We start from the raw sequence: 16,925 nt of genomic DNA on the forward strand, positions 1-16,925 counted from the left end.
TATAAATTTCTGCGGTTAACGAGGTTATAGCTAAAGTAAAGGGGGAGTTATACGTATTAAATGACAATACAGAGATATTGTGTCAATATAGTCTGATTAGACTTATAGATTGCGCTATATGCACTTGCTTCATATAGTCTAAGTTTATTGTATTTATAATAAAAATTGGAATTCCGGTGTCATCAAGTCGACTTGAATGGATGGCGAATGAGAATTGTCTCGCCGCGATCTGGCCCAGTCGACACTATATCAATTGGCACGCCCGCTACTTGCTGTACGCGCATCAGATAGGCGCGCGCATTAGTGGGCAGTGCATCCCAAGAATTAATGCCGACTGTGCTCTCCCGCCAACCCGGAAAAGTCTCATATAGAGGTTTACAGCGACTTACTTTCGTCGTACCGTTCGGTAGGATATCTATGTCTAATCCATCTACTTTATATCCCGTGCACAGTCGAACTTCTTCAAGCGAGTCGAGCACATCGAGCTTTGTGATGCACAATCCTGTCACGCCATTGATTTGAATCGAACGCTTTAGCGCGGCTACATCTAGCCAACCGGTACGGCGCGGACGGCCTGTTACCGAACCAAATTCTTTGCCGACATTGGCCAATGTTAAGCCAATCTGGTCTTGGTGCTTCGGATTATCTGTATCGTATAACTCGCTCGGGAATGGTCCAGCGCCAACACGCGTACAATAAGATTTTGTAATACCGAGAATGTAGTGTAGTTTTTGTGGTCCAATACCAGAACCAGCTGCTGCAGCACCTGCAACACAATTGCTCGATGTAACAAACGGATATGTACCATGATCAATATCTAGCAATGTACCTTGTGCACCCTCGAATAGCAAGTTGTGCCCAGCGCTGTTCTCAGCATATAATCGCCGCGATACATCGATAACCATCGGTGCAAGCCGATCCGCGTAACTAAGCATCGTATCTAGCGTTTTGTGAAAATCCACCGCTTGCGCGCCCAAATATCGGGTAAGCACAAAATTATGGAAATCCAGGTTTTCAAAAAGTTGAGCTGCAAAAGTCTTTGCATCGAACAAGTCTTGCACGCGTTGAGCTCGCCGTCCGACTTTGTCTTCGTAAGCGGGTCCGATGCCTCGACCTGTAGTTCCAATCTTGCCAGAGCCGCGCCTCGCCTCGCGCGCCTGATCGATCGCAGTATGATATGGTACGATCAGTGTAGCTGATTCGGAGATGAACAATCGATTGAGCACGTCAATACCAGCATCCTCAAGCTCGTCAATCTCTTTGAATAGCGCTTGAGGTGATAATACAACACCATTGCCAATATAGCATGTGACGTCATTACGCATGATGCCAGATGGGATCATGCGTAGAATAGTTTTCTTGCCACCGATAATCAGCGTATGGCCAGCGTTATGGCCGCCTTGAAAACGCACGACACCTTGGGTGTGATCGGTCAGCCAGTCAACGATCTTGCCTTTTCCTTCGTCACCCCACTGGGTGCCAACTACGACGACATTACGTCCAGGCTGAACTGCTGTTTGACCGGATTGAGCTACGCTGTCAGACATCTTATTAGTATTATATAAGAGGATTAAAAATGTATTGTACTTATTTAGATAGCTAGCATGTAGAGAGTATCTTCGTTTTCAGCACAGCTCAACTATCCAGGAATCCCCGCGCTGCACTAGTACACGGTCGCATGCGAATTCATCTAGCGTATGCTCGTGGCCAGGCAACGCCTGAATTACTGTCTCACCGTTATCGCGTAAGTCTGCCACGGTGGCTCGCAATGCAGCGTCGTGATTCCACGGAGCTAAAATGGCGCTGGACCTTGCTTGCCGCGGCGAAATTCGTGCCACTTCACGCAAGTCTAAAGAAAAGCCAGTTGCCGCTCTCGCGCGTCCGTATGCGAGGCCTACATGATCATAGCGTCCGCCGCGTGCCACGGCGTTTGGCACTCCATCAACATACGCGCAAAACATTATACCGCTGTGATAAGCGTAGCCGCGTAAATCAGCTAAGTCGATTGTTATATGAGCATTATCGATCTGTGCGGCAAGAAATGCCAGCTCATTAAGCGCGTGAGTAAGTACTGGCCATGCAGGAAGTCGCGCGCGTGCTTCACTAATCACTGATGCATCTCCGTACAGCATTGGTAATGCGAGCAGCGCATCACGCACTGGCTTCGCTAAGTTATGCGTAAGCTCATTGAGTCGGGGTACATCCTTACTGGCTAAGGCTGCATATAGCAAAGGACCTAGCTCAACCGCGCGTTCGTCAGCACCCAGAATCGCGGCTAGTACGCCCGCATGACACAAGTCTAGTCGCACTAATCCAAGACCAGCAAGTCGAAGGCTGTCTAGCATTAGTTGCTGGATCTCTACATCGGCTTCTAAGCCCGCATGGCCATATATTTCAGCTCCGATTTGGATCTGATCGCGGGTTGCATGTAATCCGCGGGGGCGCGTATGTAACACATGTCCTGCATAGCATAAACGCGTTACGCCCTGTCGATTCAGCAAATGTGCATCGATACGGGACACCTGCGGTGTTATATCTGCACGTAGTCCCAGTGTATGGCCGGACAACTGATCAACTAGTTGGAACGTTCGTAATGCTAAGTCACTACCACTTCCTGTCAGCAATGACTTAAGGTATTCCAGCAGCGGCGGCATAACCATCTCGTAGCCATACGAACGGAAACGGTCAAGCAGCACGCGACGTAACTCCTCGAGTTTACGTGCTCCAGATGGCAACACATCAGCGATATTTTCAGGCAATAACCAGGTCGGCATCAGCTTAAATCCAGTAGCGCGGCGCGATTAGGCTGCCAGCATCAGCAGAAGTAACCCAAAATTAATTGCGATTAGCTTGCCTTCAATAATAAAACGTATACAGCTACAGTAAAGTCAACTTAAACAAGACAGTCTTTTGGATAAACAACACGCACAATGGTAAGAAAATTTTTTATGAGCAATATATTCAATGTCGGCGAAGCGAGTTATCTTTTTAGTGCCCGCGATTCAGCACAGTAGGAGTAGCTAAACCGGCGGGATTCTGCATGAAGCGAAAAAACTCACTGTTCGAATCTGAAACCATTATATCTCCGTTATTAATACTACTTCGATAAACCTCTAGACTTTGGTAAAATGCATAAAATTGAGGGTCACGGCTAAATGCATTCGCATAGATCGCTGCAGCTTGGGCATCTCCATCTCCTTTAATCTCTTGAGCCTGCTTATATGCAGCAGCGATCACTACTTCGCGCTGTTTGTCTGCGTCAGCACGAATATTCTCGGCTTCAGCGGAACCAGTCGAACGCTGCTCGTTAGCGACTTTCTGCCGCTCTGCTTTCATTCTCTGATAGACAGATTCACTGACGTTCTCGAGAAAATCGACGCGCCGCAGCCTGACGTCGACGATCTCAATACCTAGGTTTGATGCATCGCGCTCAACCTTCTTTCGTACCGCTTGCATCACAACCTCGCGCTCATTAGAGACTACTTCCGAAACAGTTCGTTTTGTGAACTCTTCATTTAATGCCGCGCAGATAACTTGAGTCAATCGACTTTGCGCGAGTGACGCTTCGCCGCGAAAACTAATATAGAATTTACGTGGCTCGATAATGCGCCATTTAACAAACAAGTCAACCATCAGATTTTTCTTTTCCGCAGTGATGTAGCGGCCCGCTTCCGGATTATCGATTGTCTGAATTCGCTTATCTATATAGATAACATTCTGGAATGGCGGCGGTATCTTGAGATGTAATCCGGGCGCTGAAATGATGTTTTTAACTTCGCCAAACGAGAACACAATGGCATACTGCCGCTGATCTACGACAAAAACCATCGAAGTTCCGATACACAATAATATAAGTATAGAAATGAAAAGGGTAATCATTTTATTCATGATATAACCCTTTATTGATCGTAGTTGCGGCTGCGACTGCGGAACAACAAGTCACGTGACCGGCTCAAATCGTCGCCTACGAACACGCTCGGCATCGTTTGAGCTGGTACAGCTAGTCCACTAGACGAACTGCCAACTAGCGATACTCCCTCCTGTAAACTATTATCTGAAGTGCTCTGACTTATGCTAGTTTGTGGGCAGGCGTGATGTTGCGACATTATTTTGTCTAGCGGTAGGTATATAATATGGCTGCCGGTTTTGCTATCTACGATCACCTTCGTGATGTTCGAGTAGATTTGTTGCATCGTATCGAGATACATCCGTTCGCGTGTGACAGCTGGCGCTTTAATGTACTCAGCTTGTACGCTTTTAAAGCGTTCGGCATCCCCCTCGGCTTTAGCTATAGTGCGCGCGCGATAGCCGTGCGCATCAGCCACCATCCGCGCAGTCGTTCCCTGCGCGAGCGGCACAACATTGTTAGCATATGCCAGCGCTTCGCTTTTTGAACGCTCGCGATCCTGTCCGGCTTTTACTGCGTCATCGAACGCGGATTGCACCTGCTGTGGTGGTTGCACATTTTGCATTGTTACACTGCTTACGATAATGCCTGTCTTATACTGATCTAGAATTCCCTGAATCTGTTGCAACAATTGCAGCCCAATCTGCTCGCGTCCCTCATATAGGACGTAGTCCATAGTATTTTTACCGACGATCTCGCGTACTGCAGTTTCAGCAGCTTGTGTCACGGTACTTTCTGCGTTAGCGTTGTTAAATAAGAATGCAGCCGGATCTTTTACGTGATACTGGACCGCGAAACATACGTCAATAATATTCTCGTCTTTGGTTAGCATCGACATATCCTTCAGATTGGTTGAGTGGATCATATTATCGCGACCAATTTCGATCGATCGTACCTGCGACATATTGACAATCTCATTACTCTGGAATGGATAGGGTAAACGCCATTGGATTCCTGAGCCGGTTGTATACTGATATTTTCCAAACTGCAGAACAACACCGGCCTGCCCTTCTTGAACGATATATATACCATTGGCTAGGTAAATTGCGACTAGCACGCTAATGACAATCCCCATGCCAAGATGTCTACCTCGGCTATTATTTACGTTTCCCGGGTCTAGGCTGCTGCCTCTACGACCTAATATTCGCTTGATCCGGCGATTAAAGTCATGCCATATCTTATCTAGATCCGGTAGACTCTGACTATCTTTTCGGCTATTTCGTCGATCCTGCGGTTGCCGCGCGGAATCGTTGCTTTCTTGATTTCTACCCCAGCGCGGATCATTGATTGAAAATAAGATACGCGTATACTGCCACATACTTCGGATGTTCTTGTTATTCACTATGTTACAGCCGGTTATTGAGGAATACAGCTATTAAATATGCTGCTGTGCAACACTGCGACTCCCTCGACTCGCACTTTTTACCAAATACATTGACGCCGGCCATTACCTAGCCTTATCTGGGTTTAAATTATCAGTATCGCGGTGCAGATTGTATCGTTAATGCTGATTCTGATTTAACTTGAATGCCTCTGAATTAATCGCCACCTCAGTCACCGCTTCGCGCAACGCGTCAAGTCCCTGACCGGTTTGTGCACTTAAAAAAACTCGCGTGATATTACCATACTTGTCCCTTTCAACCAGGTTGGCACTGTTTTCTAACTCAGATTTTTGGTCAATCTTATTGAAGATAAGAAGTTGTGGAATTGATGCAGCTCCAATTTCGTGTAACACGTTGTTAACTTGCTCGATCTGAGCTACGAACACCGAACTAGACGCATCGACAACATGCAACAGAAGATCTGCATGCGTAATTTCCTCTAGGGTTGCAAAAAAAGCTGCAATTAATTGGTGAGGCAGGGCGCGAATAAAGCCGACTGTATCAGAAATCACAACATTGCCAGCGCCGCGAAAATAAACGCGTCGGGACATTGTATCCAATGTCGCAAATAACTGGTCAGCAGCATGGGCTTGCACCTTGGTTAGAGCGTTGAATAGTGTTGACTTACCGGCGTTTGTATAGCCGATCAATGATACTGACAGTGTGCAATTTTCCTTGCGCTGGCGACGCTGCATGCTATGTTGATTTTGCAGCTTTCGCAATTTGCGGCGTAATATCTTTATGCGTTCATTAATTAAACGCCGGTCGGTTTCTAGCTGCGTTTCGCCTGGGCCGCGTAAGCCGATACCGCCTTTCTGCCGCTCTAAGTGAGTCCACGCTCGAATTAGGCGTGTAGACAGATATTGCAGCTGAGCTAGTTCAACTTGCAGCTTACCTTCATGGCTGCGTGCGCGTTGCGCAAAGATATCAAGAATTAAGCTGGTTCGATCAACCACACGCCGCTCGAGAGCGCGCTCGAGATTGCTCTGCTGAGAAGGGGACAATATATGGTTAAAAATAACAATATTGATATTGTTATCCTGCACGCCGCGCCTAAGTTCCTCGAGCTTACCGCTGCCGATAAAATATGTAGCAGACAGTCTTGAGCGACGACCCGTCAGTGTTAGTACTGGATGAGCTCCAGCACTGATAGCCAGTAGTCTTAATTCTTTAAGACTAGCTTGGAAATCAATATTTCCGAAATCTATATTTACAAGAGCTGCGTTGATCAAAGTGATAAAACAATGAAAGTAAAAAACAAGCACTAAGCCGGCTAACTATACGTGCCAGACAATCAGGTTAGGAATTAGGACTCTTCTAAATTAGGATGAAAGTTTACTGGTCGTGCAGGCACAACAGTTGAGATCGCATGCTTGTACACCATTTGCGTGACAGTATTGCGAAGCAATACCACATATTGATCGAACGACTCAATATTACCTTGCAGCTTAATGCCGTTGACAAGATAAATCGACACCGGTACATGCTCCTTACGCAGTGCGTTTAGGAACGGGTCCTGCAATAGCGGCCCTTTGTTACTCATAACAAACTCCGAGTTGTTTCTTGCGGGTTAATAATATTGGCAAAGAGAAAAAGAACGCCGCCAATCGCTATACTATAGCCGAATTTTCAAGGCCGTAAAGCCGATCACCAGATCATCTCGATACATTTACTCTTTGTGTGTATAAGGGTTCCGGCTTGAACGAAACTCGATGCGTAATGGGGTTCCAATGAGATTAAAGGCTTGGCGAAACCGATTTTCGAGGTAACGTTTATAGGTATCGGTTATTGCATTCAACGCGTTACCATGGATTATAATGATCGGTGGATTTTGCCCTCCTTGGTGGGCATAGCGCAGCTTTGGGCGGACCAGACCACAGCGGCGGGATTGCTGGAACTGTACAGCGTCGATCATCGCCCGCGTGAGTTTTGGCGTCGGTAGTTTAGCCATCGCAGCGGCATAAGCTATATCTACAGAGCGCATCAACGCGTTTATCCCAGTCTTTTTAGCCGCCGAGATATAATGTGACTTTGCAAAATCGAGGAATTTGAGCTGGCGAGCTAAGTTAGCCTTAGCGCGTCCGCGCATGTGTTCATCCACGCTGTCCCATTTATTCACGCCAATTACTAGCGCACGGCCTTGCTCGACTACAAAGCCAGCAATATGCGCATCCTGCTCTGAAATGTTCTGCTGAGCGTCGAGCAGTATGATCACTACATTGGCATCAGCAATCGATTGCAACGTCTTAACTACCGAGAACTTCTCGACCGTCTCGAATACTTTGCCACGCTTACGCAGCCCCGCTGTATCGATCAGCGTGTACTGACGTCCCTGCCGTTCGAAGTCGACGTAGATCGAATCTCGCGTTGTACCAGGAAGATCGAATACAATTACACGCTCCTCGCCGAGCAGCGTGTTGACTAATGTCGACTTACCGACATTAGGTCGACCGACGACAGCGATTTTTATGCCGCGTTTTGAATAGACTATGTCATTCGGCACGCGACCTATATAAGCAATAGTAAGTGCCTGTTCAATCATGTCACTAACACCATCGCCGTGTGTAGCGGAGGTTGCGAGTGGGTCACCCAAACCCAGTTCATAGAAATCTGTGGCTACCGCACTATACTTCATTCCCTCAGCTTTATTAACGACCAGAAAGATCGGGCGGCCTGTCTTGCGCAGATATTCGGCGATTGTCTTGTCCTGTGCTGATAAGCCGTTACGGCCATCGACCACAAATACGACTACATCAGCCTCCTCAACTGCTTGGCGAGTCTGCCGAGCCATCTCATGCAAGATACCGGCCTTGGCGATCGGCTCGAAACCGCCTGTATCGACAACCAGATATGGGAGTTCACCGACGCGGCCTTCCCCATAATGACGATCACGCGTAAGTCCGGGTAAATTTGTCACAAGCGCATCACGAGAGCGTGTCAATCGGTTAAACAGGGTAGATTTTCCTACATTAGGACGCCCAACGAGCGTGATTACGGGCTTCATATTTTTTCTAAAAACGCATACACGGCTTGGCTCTCTAGCTTATTGCAGCTTGAAACGGAACGGGTTATTATCACGGCTTGCAACAAGCAAAATATTGCTGGAAACAACTGGTTTCGAGCTGGTTATGCCCGAAACTCTTACCCGTGTGAAAAATTCACTAAGATTATGCCAGAGGAAATGCATGAATCTTTTTTTAGGCACTAACTACCGCCGTACGACCGTTGCTCACTAGAGCATTGACGTCGCGGCTCTTCATATGTGTGTTCTGCCATTAGACTTATATAAAGCTGCCCTGCAAATTATTTTTGGCAAATAAAATGCCAAAGCACTCAGCTATCACCGCCATATTTCCAACGAATGTCATATTCGCCTCTGTCCGTAAGCATCAGAGATGCTACTCTGTTTATGTAAATTTTTTGTGCTTATCGGTCTACATATTACATGCCGTAATACGTACTATTTTATAGTGCGCACTATTATAAAGTCGTACTCCACCGTCAGCTGCATAAAGATCTCACTAGTTGTATTTATCCTACATAATACTGTCTAGGCTATTTGTAGGGGCTGCGCATACATAATCGGAAACTGTGGTGGTGATCGAATAAGTAGGGTTCAAACCTGCTAACGCATTACCCTCTATCCTTTCTATTCGGCACATCTTAAGTACAGCCTTAATCGGAGTCAGCTCGGTTAAAATGAAATATTTATTCTTGAAGATAAACGCGGAACCCACACAGTTAGAAAAATCCATCACGCTCTCTGCTAAATATAGCAGATAAAAAATCTGGAGTAGCAACGCATTAACGGGCTAATCGGACATGAATCTATGGGATTTTATCTACCGAGATCAATTATTCTACTTATTGTAAACACAGCAATGCAGGCATGCAGCGCCTGCTCGTTATATTGTTCAGTGGCTAGTGAAGCTAGCAGATTGCAGAGGCAATCTGCTAGCTTCACTAGCCACTGAACACCTCAGGAGGTGGTCAAAGCCAATAGCTTCATCCGGAATCATAACTATTCGCATGTAACATGCGCAATCTTCTCCTTATCCCCTCAGGATACCGCTTTCTAAATCGTGTGATAGAACACTACGGCCAGCAGCGGCAGAAGAAAGCACAGCCCAACAAGGCTGTATATTTCTCTATTTTGCTTACCAGGCCATTAGATTGTGGCGAGAGTTTTTTTGTATAGCAATAGATATAGTCGACATTTACCCAATTATGTATTGCTCGACGAGCGCACTATCGCATTCATTAGAAATTCGTTTAAGTGTTCAGTTTGCATCCGTTTTTGCGAGCCATTTATATTTGTTGGATTAAGACGTAATGCTTTTATTAAAACTTCGTTGCGCTGCACTTCGTCATTGCCGAGTATCACAGCATACGCGGCACCACTTGCATTTGCTCTCCGCATCTGCGATTTAAAGCTTGATGGCACACCATTAGTGCTACAGTGCAGGATTACATTAATCCCCGTATCACGCAACTGCTCGGCAATTATAAATGCACGTTCGCATACCACGTTGCCACCACTGTACACGACATATACGTCACAGACTGCGTTAGGCGGTACCCTCTGATTCTCACGCAGTAGCTCTAAAATGCGTTCGATACCAAGAGCCCAACCGCATGCTGGTGCCGGTTTTCCGCCGAGTTGTTTGATTAGAGAATCATATCGGCCTCCGCCAGCAATAGTACCTTGTGCGCCGAGCTTATCGGTTACCCATTCAAATACAGTCAGATTATAGTAATCTAGCCCACGAACTAGCCGAGGATTAATTGTAAACAAGATTTTGTTCGCGGTTAGCAAGCGTTGCACGCCCTCGAAGTGTGCACGCGACGTATCCCCGAGAAAATCGATAAGCTTCGGCATATGTACCGAAATATCCAGCATTGCTGGGTTCTTCGTATCGAGCACGCGCAATGGGTTCGTATACAGCCGACGTTTTGCGTTATGATCGAGTAATTCGATATGGCATTCTAGGTACGAAATTAACTCATGGCGGTGAGCAGCGCGTTCCTGCGCATTCCCAAGTGAATTAAGCTCAAGTCGAAGCCCCGTAGTAAGGCCCAAAGCGTCCCAAAGCCTTTGACACATCAGGATAATCTCTGCGTCGGCATCTGGACCTGCAAACCCGAGAGCTTCGACACCGACTTGGTGAAACTGCCGGTAGCGACCTCGCTGTGGTCTCTCATGTCGAAACATCGGACCCATATACCAGAGTCGCTTCGGACCATCGTATAACAGATTATGTTCGATGACTGCGCGCACAACAGCAGCAGTGTTTTCGGGACGCATTGTCAATTTCTCACCATTTAGTGAATCGACAAAGCTATATATTTCTTTTTCGACAATATCGGTGACTTCACCAATGCCGCGGGTAAATAATGATGTATGCTCAACAATAGGCGTACGGATATTCTGGTATCCGTACGCGCTCAGCATCGTTTTGACTGTATCCTCGAAAAATTGCCATAGACTAGCGTCTTGCGGCAGAATATCATTCATTCCCTTGACGCTGGTTAGCTTCCCTGGCTTATTTGTCCGTTCTGTCATTTCGATTCAACGATGATCGGGGATAGAACTTTTTTTGTGCAATCTACCTTTCTTGTGCTATTGCACCATAGGTATGCTGGACATAATCATGGATCATACCCTGAAATTTTTCTGCTATACCTGTACCACGTAGCGTGGTTTTTTTAACCCCGTTGATAAATACAGGTGCGGCTAAATTTTCACCATTTCCCGGAAGGCTAATGCCAATATTCGCATGTTTAGACTCGCCAGGACCATTGACGATACAGCCCATTACCGCTACATTCATTGCCTCTACGCCTGGATACTGTTTTCTCCACATCGGCATTTGTATGTGTAAATAGTCTCGAATACGCGATGCTAACTCCTGGAATACAATACTCGTTGTTCGACCGCAACCCGGACACGCAATGACCGTTGGCACAAATGAGCGTAGCCCTATTGCCTGCAAGATTTCCTGGGAAACAATAACTTCACCAGTACGCGAAGCACCCGGCTCTGGTGTAATGGAAACACGGATTGTATCGCCGATTCCCTGCTGCAGTAGTATCGATAGTGCGGTGGTCGACGCGATAATGCCCCTCGAACCTATACCTGCCTCGGTCAACCCAAGGTGAAGAGAAAAGCTACAGCGTAGAGATAATGCTTGGTAGACCGCAATCAAGTCCTGTACGCCGCTGACCTTGCATGAAAGAACGATGAGGTTAGGCTCTAAGCCTAGCTCAATAGCTCGCTCAGCTGAGCCTATAGCAGACTGGATGAGTGCCTCGTACATTACATTTGATGTGTTCCATGGTCTAGTGCGCCGTGCATTTTCGTCCATGATCCGCGTAAGCAGGTCCTGGTCTAAGCTTCCCCAATTTACACCAATGCGTACCGGCTTATTATGGCGAATCGCTGCCTCGATCATCTGTGAAAATTGCATGCTGCGTTTGGCGCCTTGACCGACGTTGCCCGGGTTAATTCGATATTTTGACAGCGCCTGTGCGCAATCCGGATAGTCGCGTAGCAGTAAATGGCCGTTATAGTGAAAGTCACCGATCAGCGGCACATCCACTCCCATGCGATCCAGGTGTGCTCGGATTGCTGGCACCGAGGCTGCGGCCTCCGGCGTATTAACTGTAATTCGCACTAACTCGGAGCCCGCATGTGCGAGATCCTTGATCTCGATTGCAGTTCCGATCGGATCAGCAGTATCGGTGCTCGTCATCGACTGTATGCGCACCGGGGCGCTACCGCCAATCGTCACTGTATTATCCTGCCAACGTACCGTAACCATATGCGTTCGGCGCCTTGGCGAAGAGATACAAAATATTGGTTCGTCCGACACAACCCGACTTACTGCCGGCGCAGTATTAGCTTCAAACAGAATATTAGGCTGCATTGAATGATCTAATTGAATGACAGACTAACGCTATATAGCATCTTAGGTCGAACGGTAGTACAGATATACAGCTCACAAGGCCCAATTTTAGGATATTTTGGCATTTTGCTATATCTTTCGTGTATATCAGACTAAATTGAGGTTCATTATTTTATGCACTAGCATCTTGCAAAGATAGAAACAGCTTACCGCTTAGCATAACTGACTTAGTGTACACCCTATTATCTATGGCCATATAAACGGGCGTAATGCTGTATATTTATTTTTTATTTCCTGCAAGCGAAAATCAGAAAATTAACGGCTTTCTATGCATATTTCTATATGCGAAACAAATTATTTTAGCAACCGCTTGATTTTTAACAACGCCTCGCTGTCGGCCAGAATTAGTGGCGGCCAGACGTCGGTAATTCTCTGCTCAACTCACTAGAATCTGTAGTTCTCAGCACTGATCTCAGCTCTGCGAGAGGAGGGCTAGTCTCTAGTGCTGGTTGCACAGTTACCAGCGGCGCAAAAACGTCATCCTGAAACGCATGTATATCACTGGTCTTTAAGCGGGTAACCCAGCTTGTGCTGGCCTCTCCGCCTGTGCGCCATACCGCTATAACTGCCGCTAAAGCAATCACGAAAGCAATGATCCACACCCATGTACCTCGTCTGTGAGTGTTCCCCCAATTCATTGCTACACGGCCTCGAGGAAGCCCAACACCACTATTCGACGGCAGTGAAAAATCGTGTTCGATTTGCTTATTTGTACGACGAAGTGTATCGGTCAATGGCGTTGGATCGGCCCCGAGCATCTTCGCATAGCTACGCACCACCCCAATTGCAAACGTTGTATCTGGTAAGTGACTGTAATCACCTAATTCTAATTCCCGCAACTTGTATGGAGCAACCTTCAGTCGTGCGGATACATCTTCGATTGACCATTTTTTGATTTCGCGCAGATTTTTGAGCTGCTCACCGACCTGCTGCGCGGATTTTACAGCAGCAGCTGGATCCAGCTGCTTGTCTGTAGCACCACTCAAGTCTTGCGGTGCTGGATTCTGCTGGTTACTCATTCCCAATTCCTCACTGGAATTTTTTTCGTTGCTCTCGGCGGCGCCGTAAGCGAATTGCATCCAAAATGATCCCCAAAAAAAACAAGGCCGGAAAACTGTCATTCACTGGTATCGGAATCACTTAATCGCGTATATTGCTGAGCCTGAATCGGGTCACGATTAATGCGAAAGCGTTTTTATAGTAGGCATTCATGCTTTTTTCTGCCCTGCTCTTGCGCCACTATACTTTATGCTACAAGCACTCTAGATGGATACGAGACCAGTGCCCGCGTGGTACCGCCTACGCTCCCGCTCTGCTATTCGGGTACGGTTCAAGACCTCGCCAGCTAACTGTCCGCAGGCCGCATTGATATCGCTGCCGCGAGTTCTACGAACGGTTGTCACGAAACCTGCATCGATCAGAATCTGGGCAAACCGCTTAATCCGCTCTGGACTAGCGCACAACAGCCTGGATTTAGGAAATGGATTAAATGGTATTAGATTAAATTTACATGGCACAGCACGCGTCAGTGCAAGCAGCTGCCGTGCATGTTCATCGCTATCATTGATACCGTCTAGCATGCAGTACTCGAATGTAATAAAATTGCGCGGCGCAACGCGCAGATACCGACTACATGCCGCCATCAATTCCGAAAGCGGGTACTTTCGGTTTAGGGGCACTAATTCGTCGCGTAAAGCGTCGTTAGGTGCATGTAGCGAAACGGCTAGCGATACTGGCAATTCAGCTGCCAGTCGATCGATCATCGGCACGACGCCCGATGTAGACAGTGTCACCCGGCGACGTGACAATGCGTATGCATTGTTATCTAGCATAAGTCGCATAGCGGGTACCACTGAATCGAAATTTAACAGCGGCTCGCCCATACCCATCATCACAACATTTGTAATCACTCGTTCACTGGGACAACGACCACCGCGCGTAGCTCGTAGCGCAAATTCAGCCATCCACAACTGGCCAATAATTTCACTAACACTAAGATTACGTGAAAAACCTTGTCTGCCTGTCGAGCAGAATCGACAGTTCACCGTACAGCCGGCCTGCGATGACAAACATAGCGTGCCGCGCTCTTGATGCGGGATATACACAGTTTCTACAGCATTGCCCGCACCCACATCGAGCAGCCATTTTCGCGTGCCGTCTACGGACTCGTGGTCTTGTAGCACTGCGGAATGACGGATTACTGCACAAGTCTTGAGTTTGTTACGTAACGATTTCGCGAGAACGGTCATCGCGTTAAAATCATTGATACCGCTGTAATGGATGCACTTTTGTAACTGTCGGGCGCGAAATGGTTTCTCGCCGAGACGTGCACAATACGCGACAAGTGCCGCAGGATCAAAATCCAGAAGATTGACCGTATCAGTGGTTGCCATGTCTACCATCTCAGATAGCGCCTGTAGCCCAGCCGGCGCAGCTCAACTTACTGCCGCTTAGCGCGAATAGACATCTACTTCCGAAAAAAAGAAGGCGACCTCGATAGCTGCTGTTTCTAGCGAATCGGAGCCATGCATTGCATTGGCATTAATACTGTCTGCGAAATCCGAACGGATCGTACCTTTTTCTGCTTTATTCGGATCTGTTGCACCCATCAGATAACGATTTTTAGCGATGGCACCTTCACCTTCGAGCACCTGAATCATAACCGGCCCCGATACCATAAAGCTGATTAGATCTTTGAAGAAAGGTCGATATTTGTGCGCTGCATAAAACTTTTCCGCATCCGAGTTCGATAAATGGACCATGCGAGCGGCTATTATTTTGAGCCCGGCATTCTCGAACCGGCTATAGACTTGACCGATTACATTCTTTGCAACGGCATCGGGCTTGATAATTGACAGGGTACGCTCGATCGCCATAAAAGCTCTGAAAAATAAGATGTTACGAAATTAATACAATATTTGATTCTAGCACGAGCCAGTGTATCATCATACTAAACTCTTATAAACACCGTCACCGTAGCTGTACTAAAACGCGTCTGCAAGTCAACTCACCCAAGGAAAAATATGGCTGACTCTCGTAATTACGAGCCTGCACTTACTACCGACTCGCCTGTGTCGACTAAAAAACGAAATAGTGTACTCCGCAATACGTACTGGCTACTTTCGCTGTCGATGGTTCCGACCGTTTTCGGCGCGTGGGTCGGAGTTACAACTGGCTTTACTTTATTCGCTACCACTTCGCCGATAATGAGCGCACTAGCCTTCCTTGCAATCTCATTTGGCTTTATGTCTGCGATTCAGCAGACCAAGAACAGTAGAATAGGTGTACTCGTTCTACTGAGCTTCACCTTTTTTATGGGACTAATGCTGTCGCGTCTGCTGAGCTTTATTCTCGGCTTCACAAACGGCGTGTCGCTGATTATGCTTGCTTTCGGTGGAACTAGCCTAACTTTTGCTGTTATTGCAACAGTGGCTACATTAAGCAAGCGTGATTTTTCTTTATTATGGGGGAAGTGGTTGTTTGTCGGTGTACTTGTTTTACTTCTAGCTACAGTTGCGAATATATTTATGCACCTACCAGCATTGATGCTCACGGTGTCAGCTTTAGCAATTATTATTTTTTCGGCTTACATGCTGTGTGACGTGCAACGCGTAGTTAATGGCGGCGAATTAAACTATATCAGCGCGACGCTAATGATTTATTTAGATTTATACAATGTGTTTACGAATCTAGTAGCGATGCTTGGTATTTTTAGTGACAATCGTGACTAAACTATTGAAATTCTAGATACAGCACGAGCGCGTATACAGCGTATATCGAAACTAAAGTGCGTAGATTAATAAATTAATTACCATAATAATAAACAGAGCGCGCGAAAATTATCGCTATCGACTCTAAAAAATTTTAATAATTTTCGCCGCTCTCTGGCTCCTCTTAGGAAGAGGAGCCAGAATTCAACATGATGTTGTCTAGAAACGTTTTGTCAAAAAATCGTTTAGATTAAACTTCGAAACCGCCGCCCTCGGCTTTGTAAGGTCTTCTTTCGTGGACTGGTAAAGTATACGGTGGGCTTACTGACAACATCTAGTCAACTTTAATCTAGTTCGGGTTCGTCAGATTGTTCCACGCTGCGATATCGCGATAGTTTTTCCCATTTTCGAGCGCGATGCTGTACAACGTCTGACCTGACTTTACGCGGTAGTATCCTGGAGGAGGCTGATCTAATAGTGCAGACAGTACTGCAGTACTATTAGTAAAAATCGGCATAGAACTGTGCTCTGTAATAAAAGCGGGATCCAGCCGAGTTGAACAAGATGTTAGAACTAGTAGTGCGGAAAATATATAAAGCATGCGCTGGATTATTGCTGGACTCACATCCATACTTTTATTCTGTAATAGACTATTTAGCATCAAATGACCCCTAATGTTAGGGGAATAAAAAAACATGCAACTCTGATTGCAATTACTACTGCGCGTGCAGTAGTAACATATTTCTCAGGAGCTTTTCGAGGCTATAAGATAGCATAAAACAGGTTGAGTCTTTAGCAGGCCAAACTGATGATATCTGTAACAGTGGATATATTTTGAAGGCATAGTGGATTATTTTTCGAGAAAAATAATATTTTTTCCATTCAATCAAAATATATTACCTATAAAGTAGAGTAAGATCACAATACTGCCTAATATCTGAATGTAGTAGTCGCTTAAAGC

13 protein-coding genes and 1 pseudogene are annotated in these 16,925 nt (G+C 46.5%); 1 reads left to right on the forward strand and 13 read right to left on the reverse strand.

Annotated elements, in window-relative coordinates; genetic code table 11:
- Window positions 1-182: 182 nt before the first annotated feature.
- The 12 genes from GJV44_RS00805 to ndk form a co-directional block, all read right to left on the reverse strand.
- Window positions 183-1,547, reverse strand: coding sequence for an adenylosuccinate synthase (locus GJV44_RS00805; protein WP_226806631.1), 1,365 nt, complete (start codon window positions 1,545-1,547; stop codon window positions 183-185).
- Between the two features lie 78 nt (window positions 1,548-1,625).
- Window positions 1,626-2,774: an ATP phosphoribosyltransferase regulatory subunit gene (locus GJV44_RS00810; protein ID WP_226806632.1), complete on the reverse strand. Its 1,149-nt coding sequence runs from the start codon at window positions 2,772-2,774 to the stop codon at window positions 1,626-1,628.
- A 214-nt stretch (window positions 2,775-2,988) separates the two neighbouring features.
- A complete protein-coding gene (gene hflC / locus GJV44_RS00815; protein WP_226806633.1) occupies window positions 2,989-3,888 on the reverse strand; it encodes a protease modulator HflC in 900 nt (299 codons plus the stop codon).
- Window positions 3,889-3,899: 11 nt separating this feature from the next.
- On the reverse strand, window positions 3,900-5,225 hold the full coding sequence (gene hflK, locus GJV44_RS00820) for an FtsH protease activity modulator HflK (RefSeq protein WP_226806634.1): 1,326 nt from the start codon (window positions 5,223-5,225) through the stop codon (window positions 3,900-3,902).
- A 183-nt stretch (window positions 5,226-5,408) separates the two neighbouring features.
- Complete coding sequence (hflX, locus tag GJV44_RS00825; protein ID WP_226806635.1) at window positions 5,409-6,521, reverse strand: GTPase HflX; 1,113 nt, start codon at window positions 6,519-6,521, stop codon at window positions 5,409-5,411.
- A 74-nt stretch (window positions 6,522-6,595) separates the two neighbouring features.
- Window positions 6,596-6,832 carry an RNA chaperone Hfq gene (hfq, locus tag GJV44_RS00830; RefSeq protein ID WP_226806636.1) on the reverse strand — a complete coding sequence of 79 codons (237 nt, stop codon included), beginning with the start codon at window positions 6,830-6,832 and terminating at the stop codon, window positions 6,596-6,598.
- Window positions 6,833-6,958: 126 nt separating this feature from the next.
- Complete coding sequence (gene der / locus GJV44_RS00835; RefSeq protein WP_226806637.1) at window positions 6,959-8,293, reverse strand: ribosome biogenesis GTPase Der; 1,335 nt, start codon at window positions 8,291-8,293, stop codon at window positions 6,959-6,961.
- Window positions 8,294-9,514: 1,221 nt separating this feature from the next.
- Window positions 9,515-10,852 (reverse strand): histidine--tRNA ligase, encoded by a 1,338-nt coding sequence (hisS, locus tag GJV44_RS00840; protein ID WP_226806638.1) that lies wholly within the window; start codon window positions 10,850-10,852, stop codon window positions 9,515-9,517.
- 43 nt (window positions 10,853-10,895) lie between these two features.
- Entirely contained in the window at window positions 10,896-12,215 is a 1,320-nt protein-coding gene (ispG, locus tag GJV44_RS00845; RefSeq protein WP_226806639.1) for a flavodoxin-dependent (E)-4-hydroxy-3-methylbut-2-enyl-diphosphate synthase, read from the reverse strand.
- 383 nt (window positions 12,216-12,598) lie between these two features.
- On the reverse strand, window positions 12,599-13,333 hold the full coding sequence (locus GJV44_RS00850) for a helix-turn-helix domain-containing protein (protein WP_226806640.1): 735 nt from the start codon (window positions 13,331-13,333) through the stop codon (window positions 12,599-12,601).
- A 183-nt stretch (window positions 13,334-13,516) separates the two neighbouring features.
- The gene (rlmN, locus tag GJV44_RS00855; protein ID WP_226806641.1) at window positions 13,517-14,647 is read right to left on the reverse strand and encodes a dual-specificity RNA methyltransferase RlmN; all 1,131 of its coding nucleotides are present in this window, start codon (window positions 14,645-14,647) and stop codon (window positions 13,517-13,519) included.
- A 57-nt stretch (window positions 14,648-14,704) separates the two neighbouring features.
- Window positions 14,705-15,130 (reverse strand): nucleoside-diphosphate kinase, encoded by a 426-nt coding sequence (ndk, locus tag GJV44_RS00860; RefSeq protein WP_226806642.1) that lies wholly within the window; start codon window positions 15,128-15,130, stop codon window positions 14,705-14,707.
- A 147-nt stretch (window positions 15,131-15,277) separates the two neighbouring features.
- On the opposite strand from ndk, the gene GJV44_RS00865 reads away from it, so the two are divergent.
- Window positions 15,278-15,985, forward strand: a complete 708-nt coding sequence (locus GJV44_RS00865) for a Bax inhibitor-1 family protein (protein WP_226806643.1) — start codon at window positions 15,278-15,280, stop codon at window positions 15,983-15,985.
- 331 nt (window positions 15,986-16,316) lie between these two features.
- Here GJV44_RS00865 and GJV44_RS04530 read toward each other — a convergent pair.
- Window positions 16,317-16,439 (reverse strand): annotated as a pseudogene (locus GJV44_RS04530) (LysM peptidoglycan-binding domain-containing protein); the annotation flags it as partial.
- Window positions 16,440-16,925 lie beyond the last annotated feature (486 nt).

The organism is Candidatus Vallotiella adelgis (genome assembly GCF_020541305.1).
Taxonomy (GTDB): Bacteria; Pseudomonadota; Gammaproteobacteria; order Burkholderiales; family Burkholderiaceae; genus Mycetohabitans; species Mycetohabitans adelgis.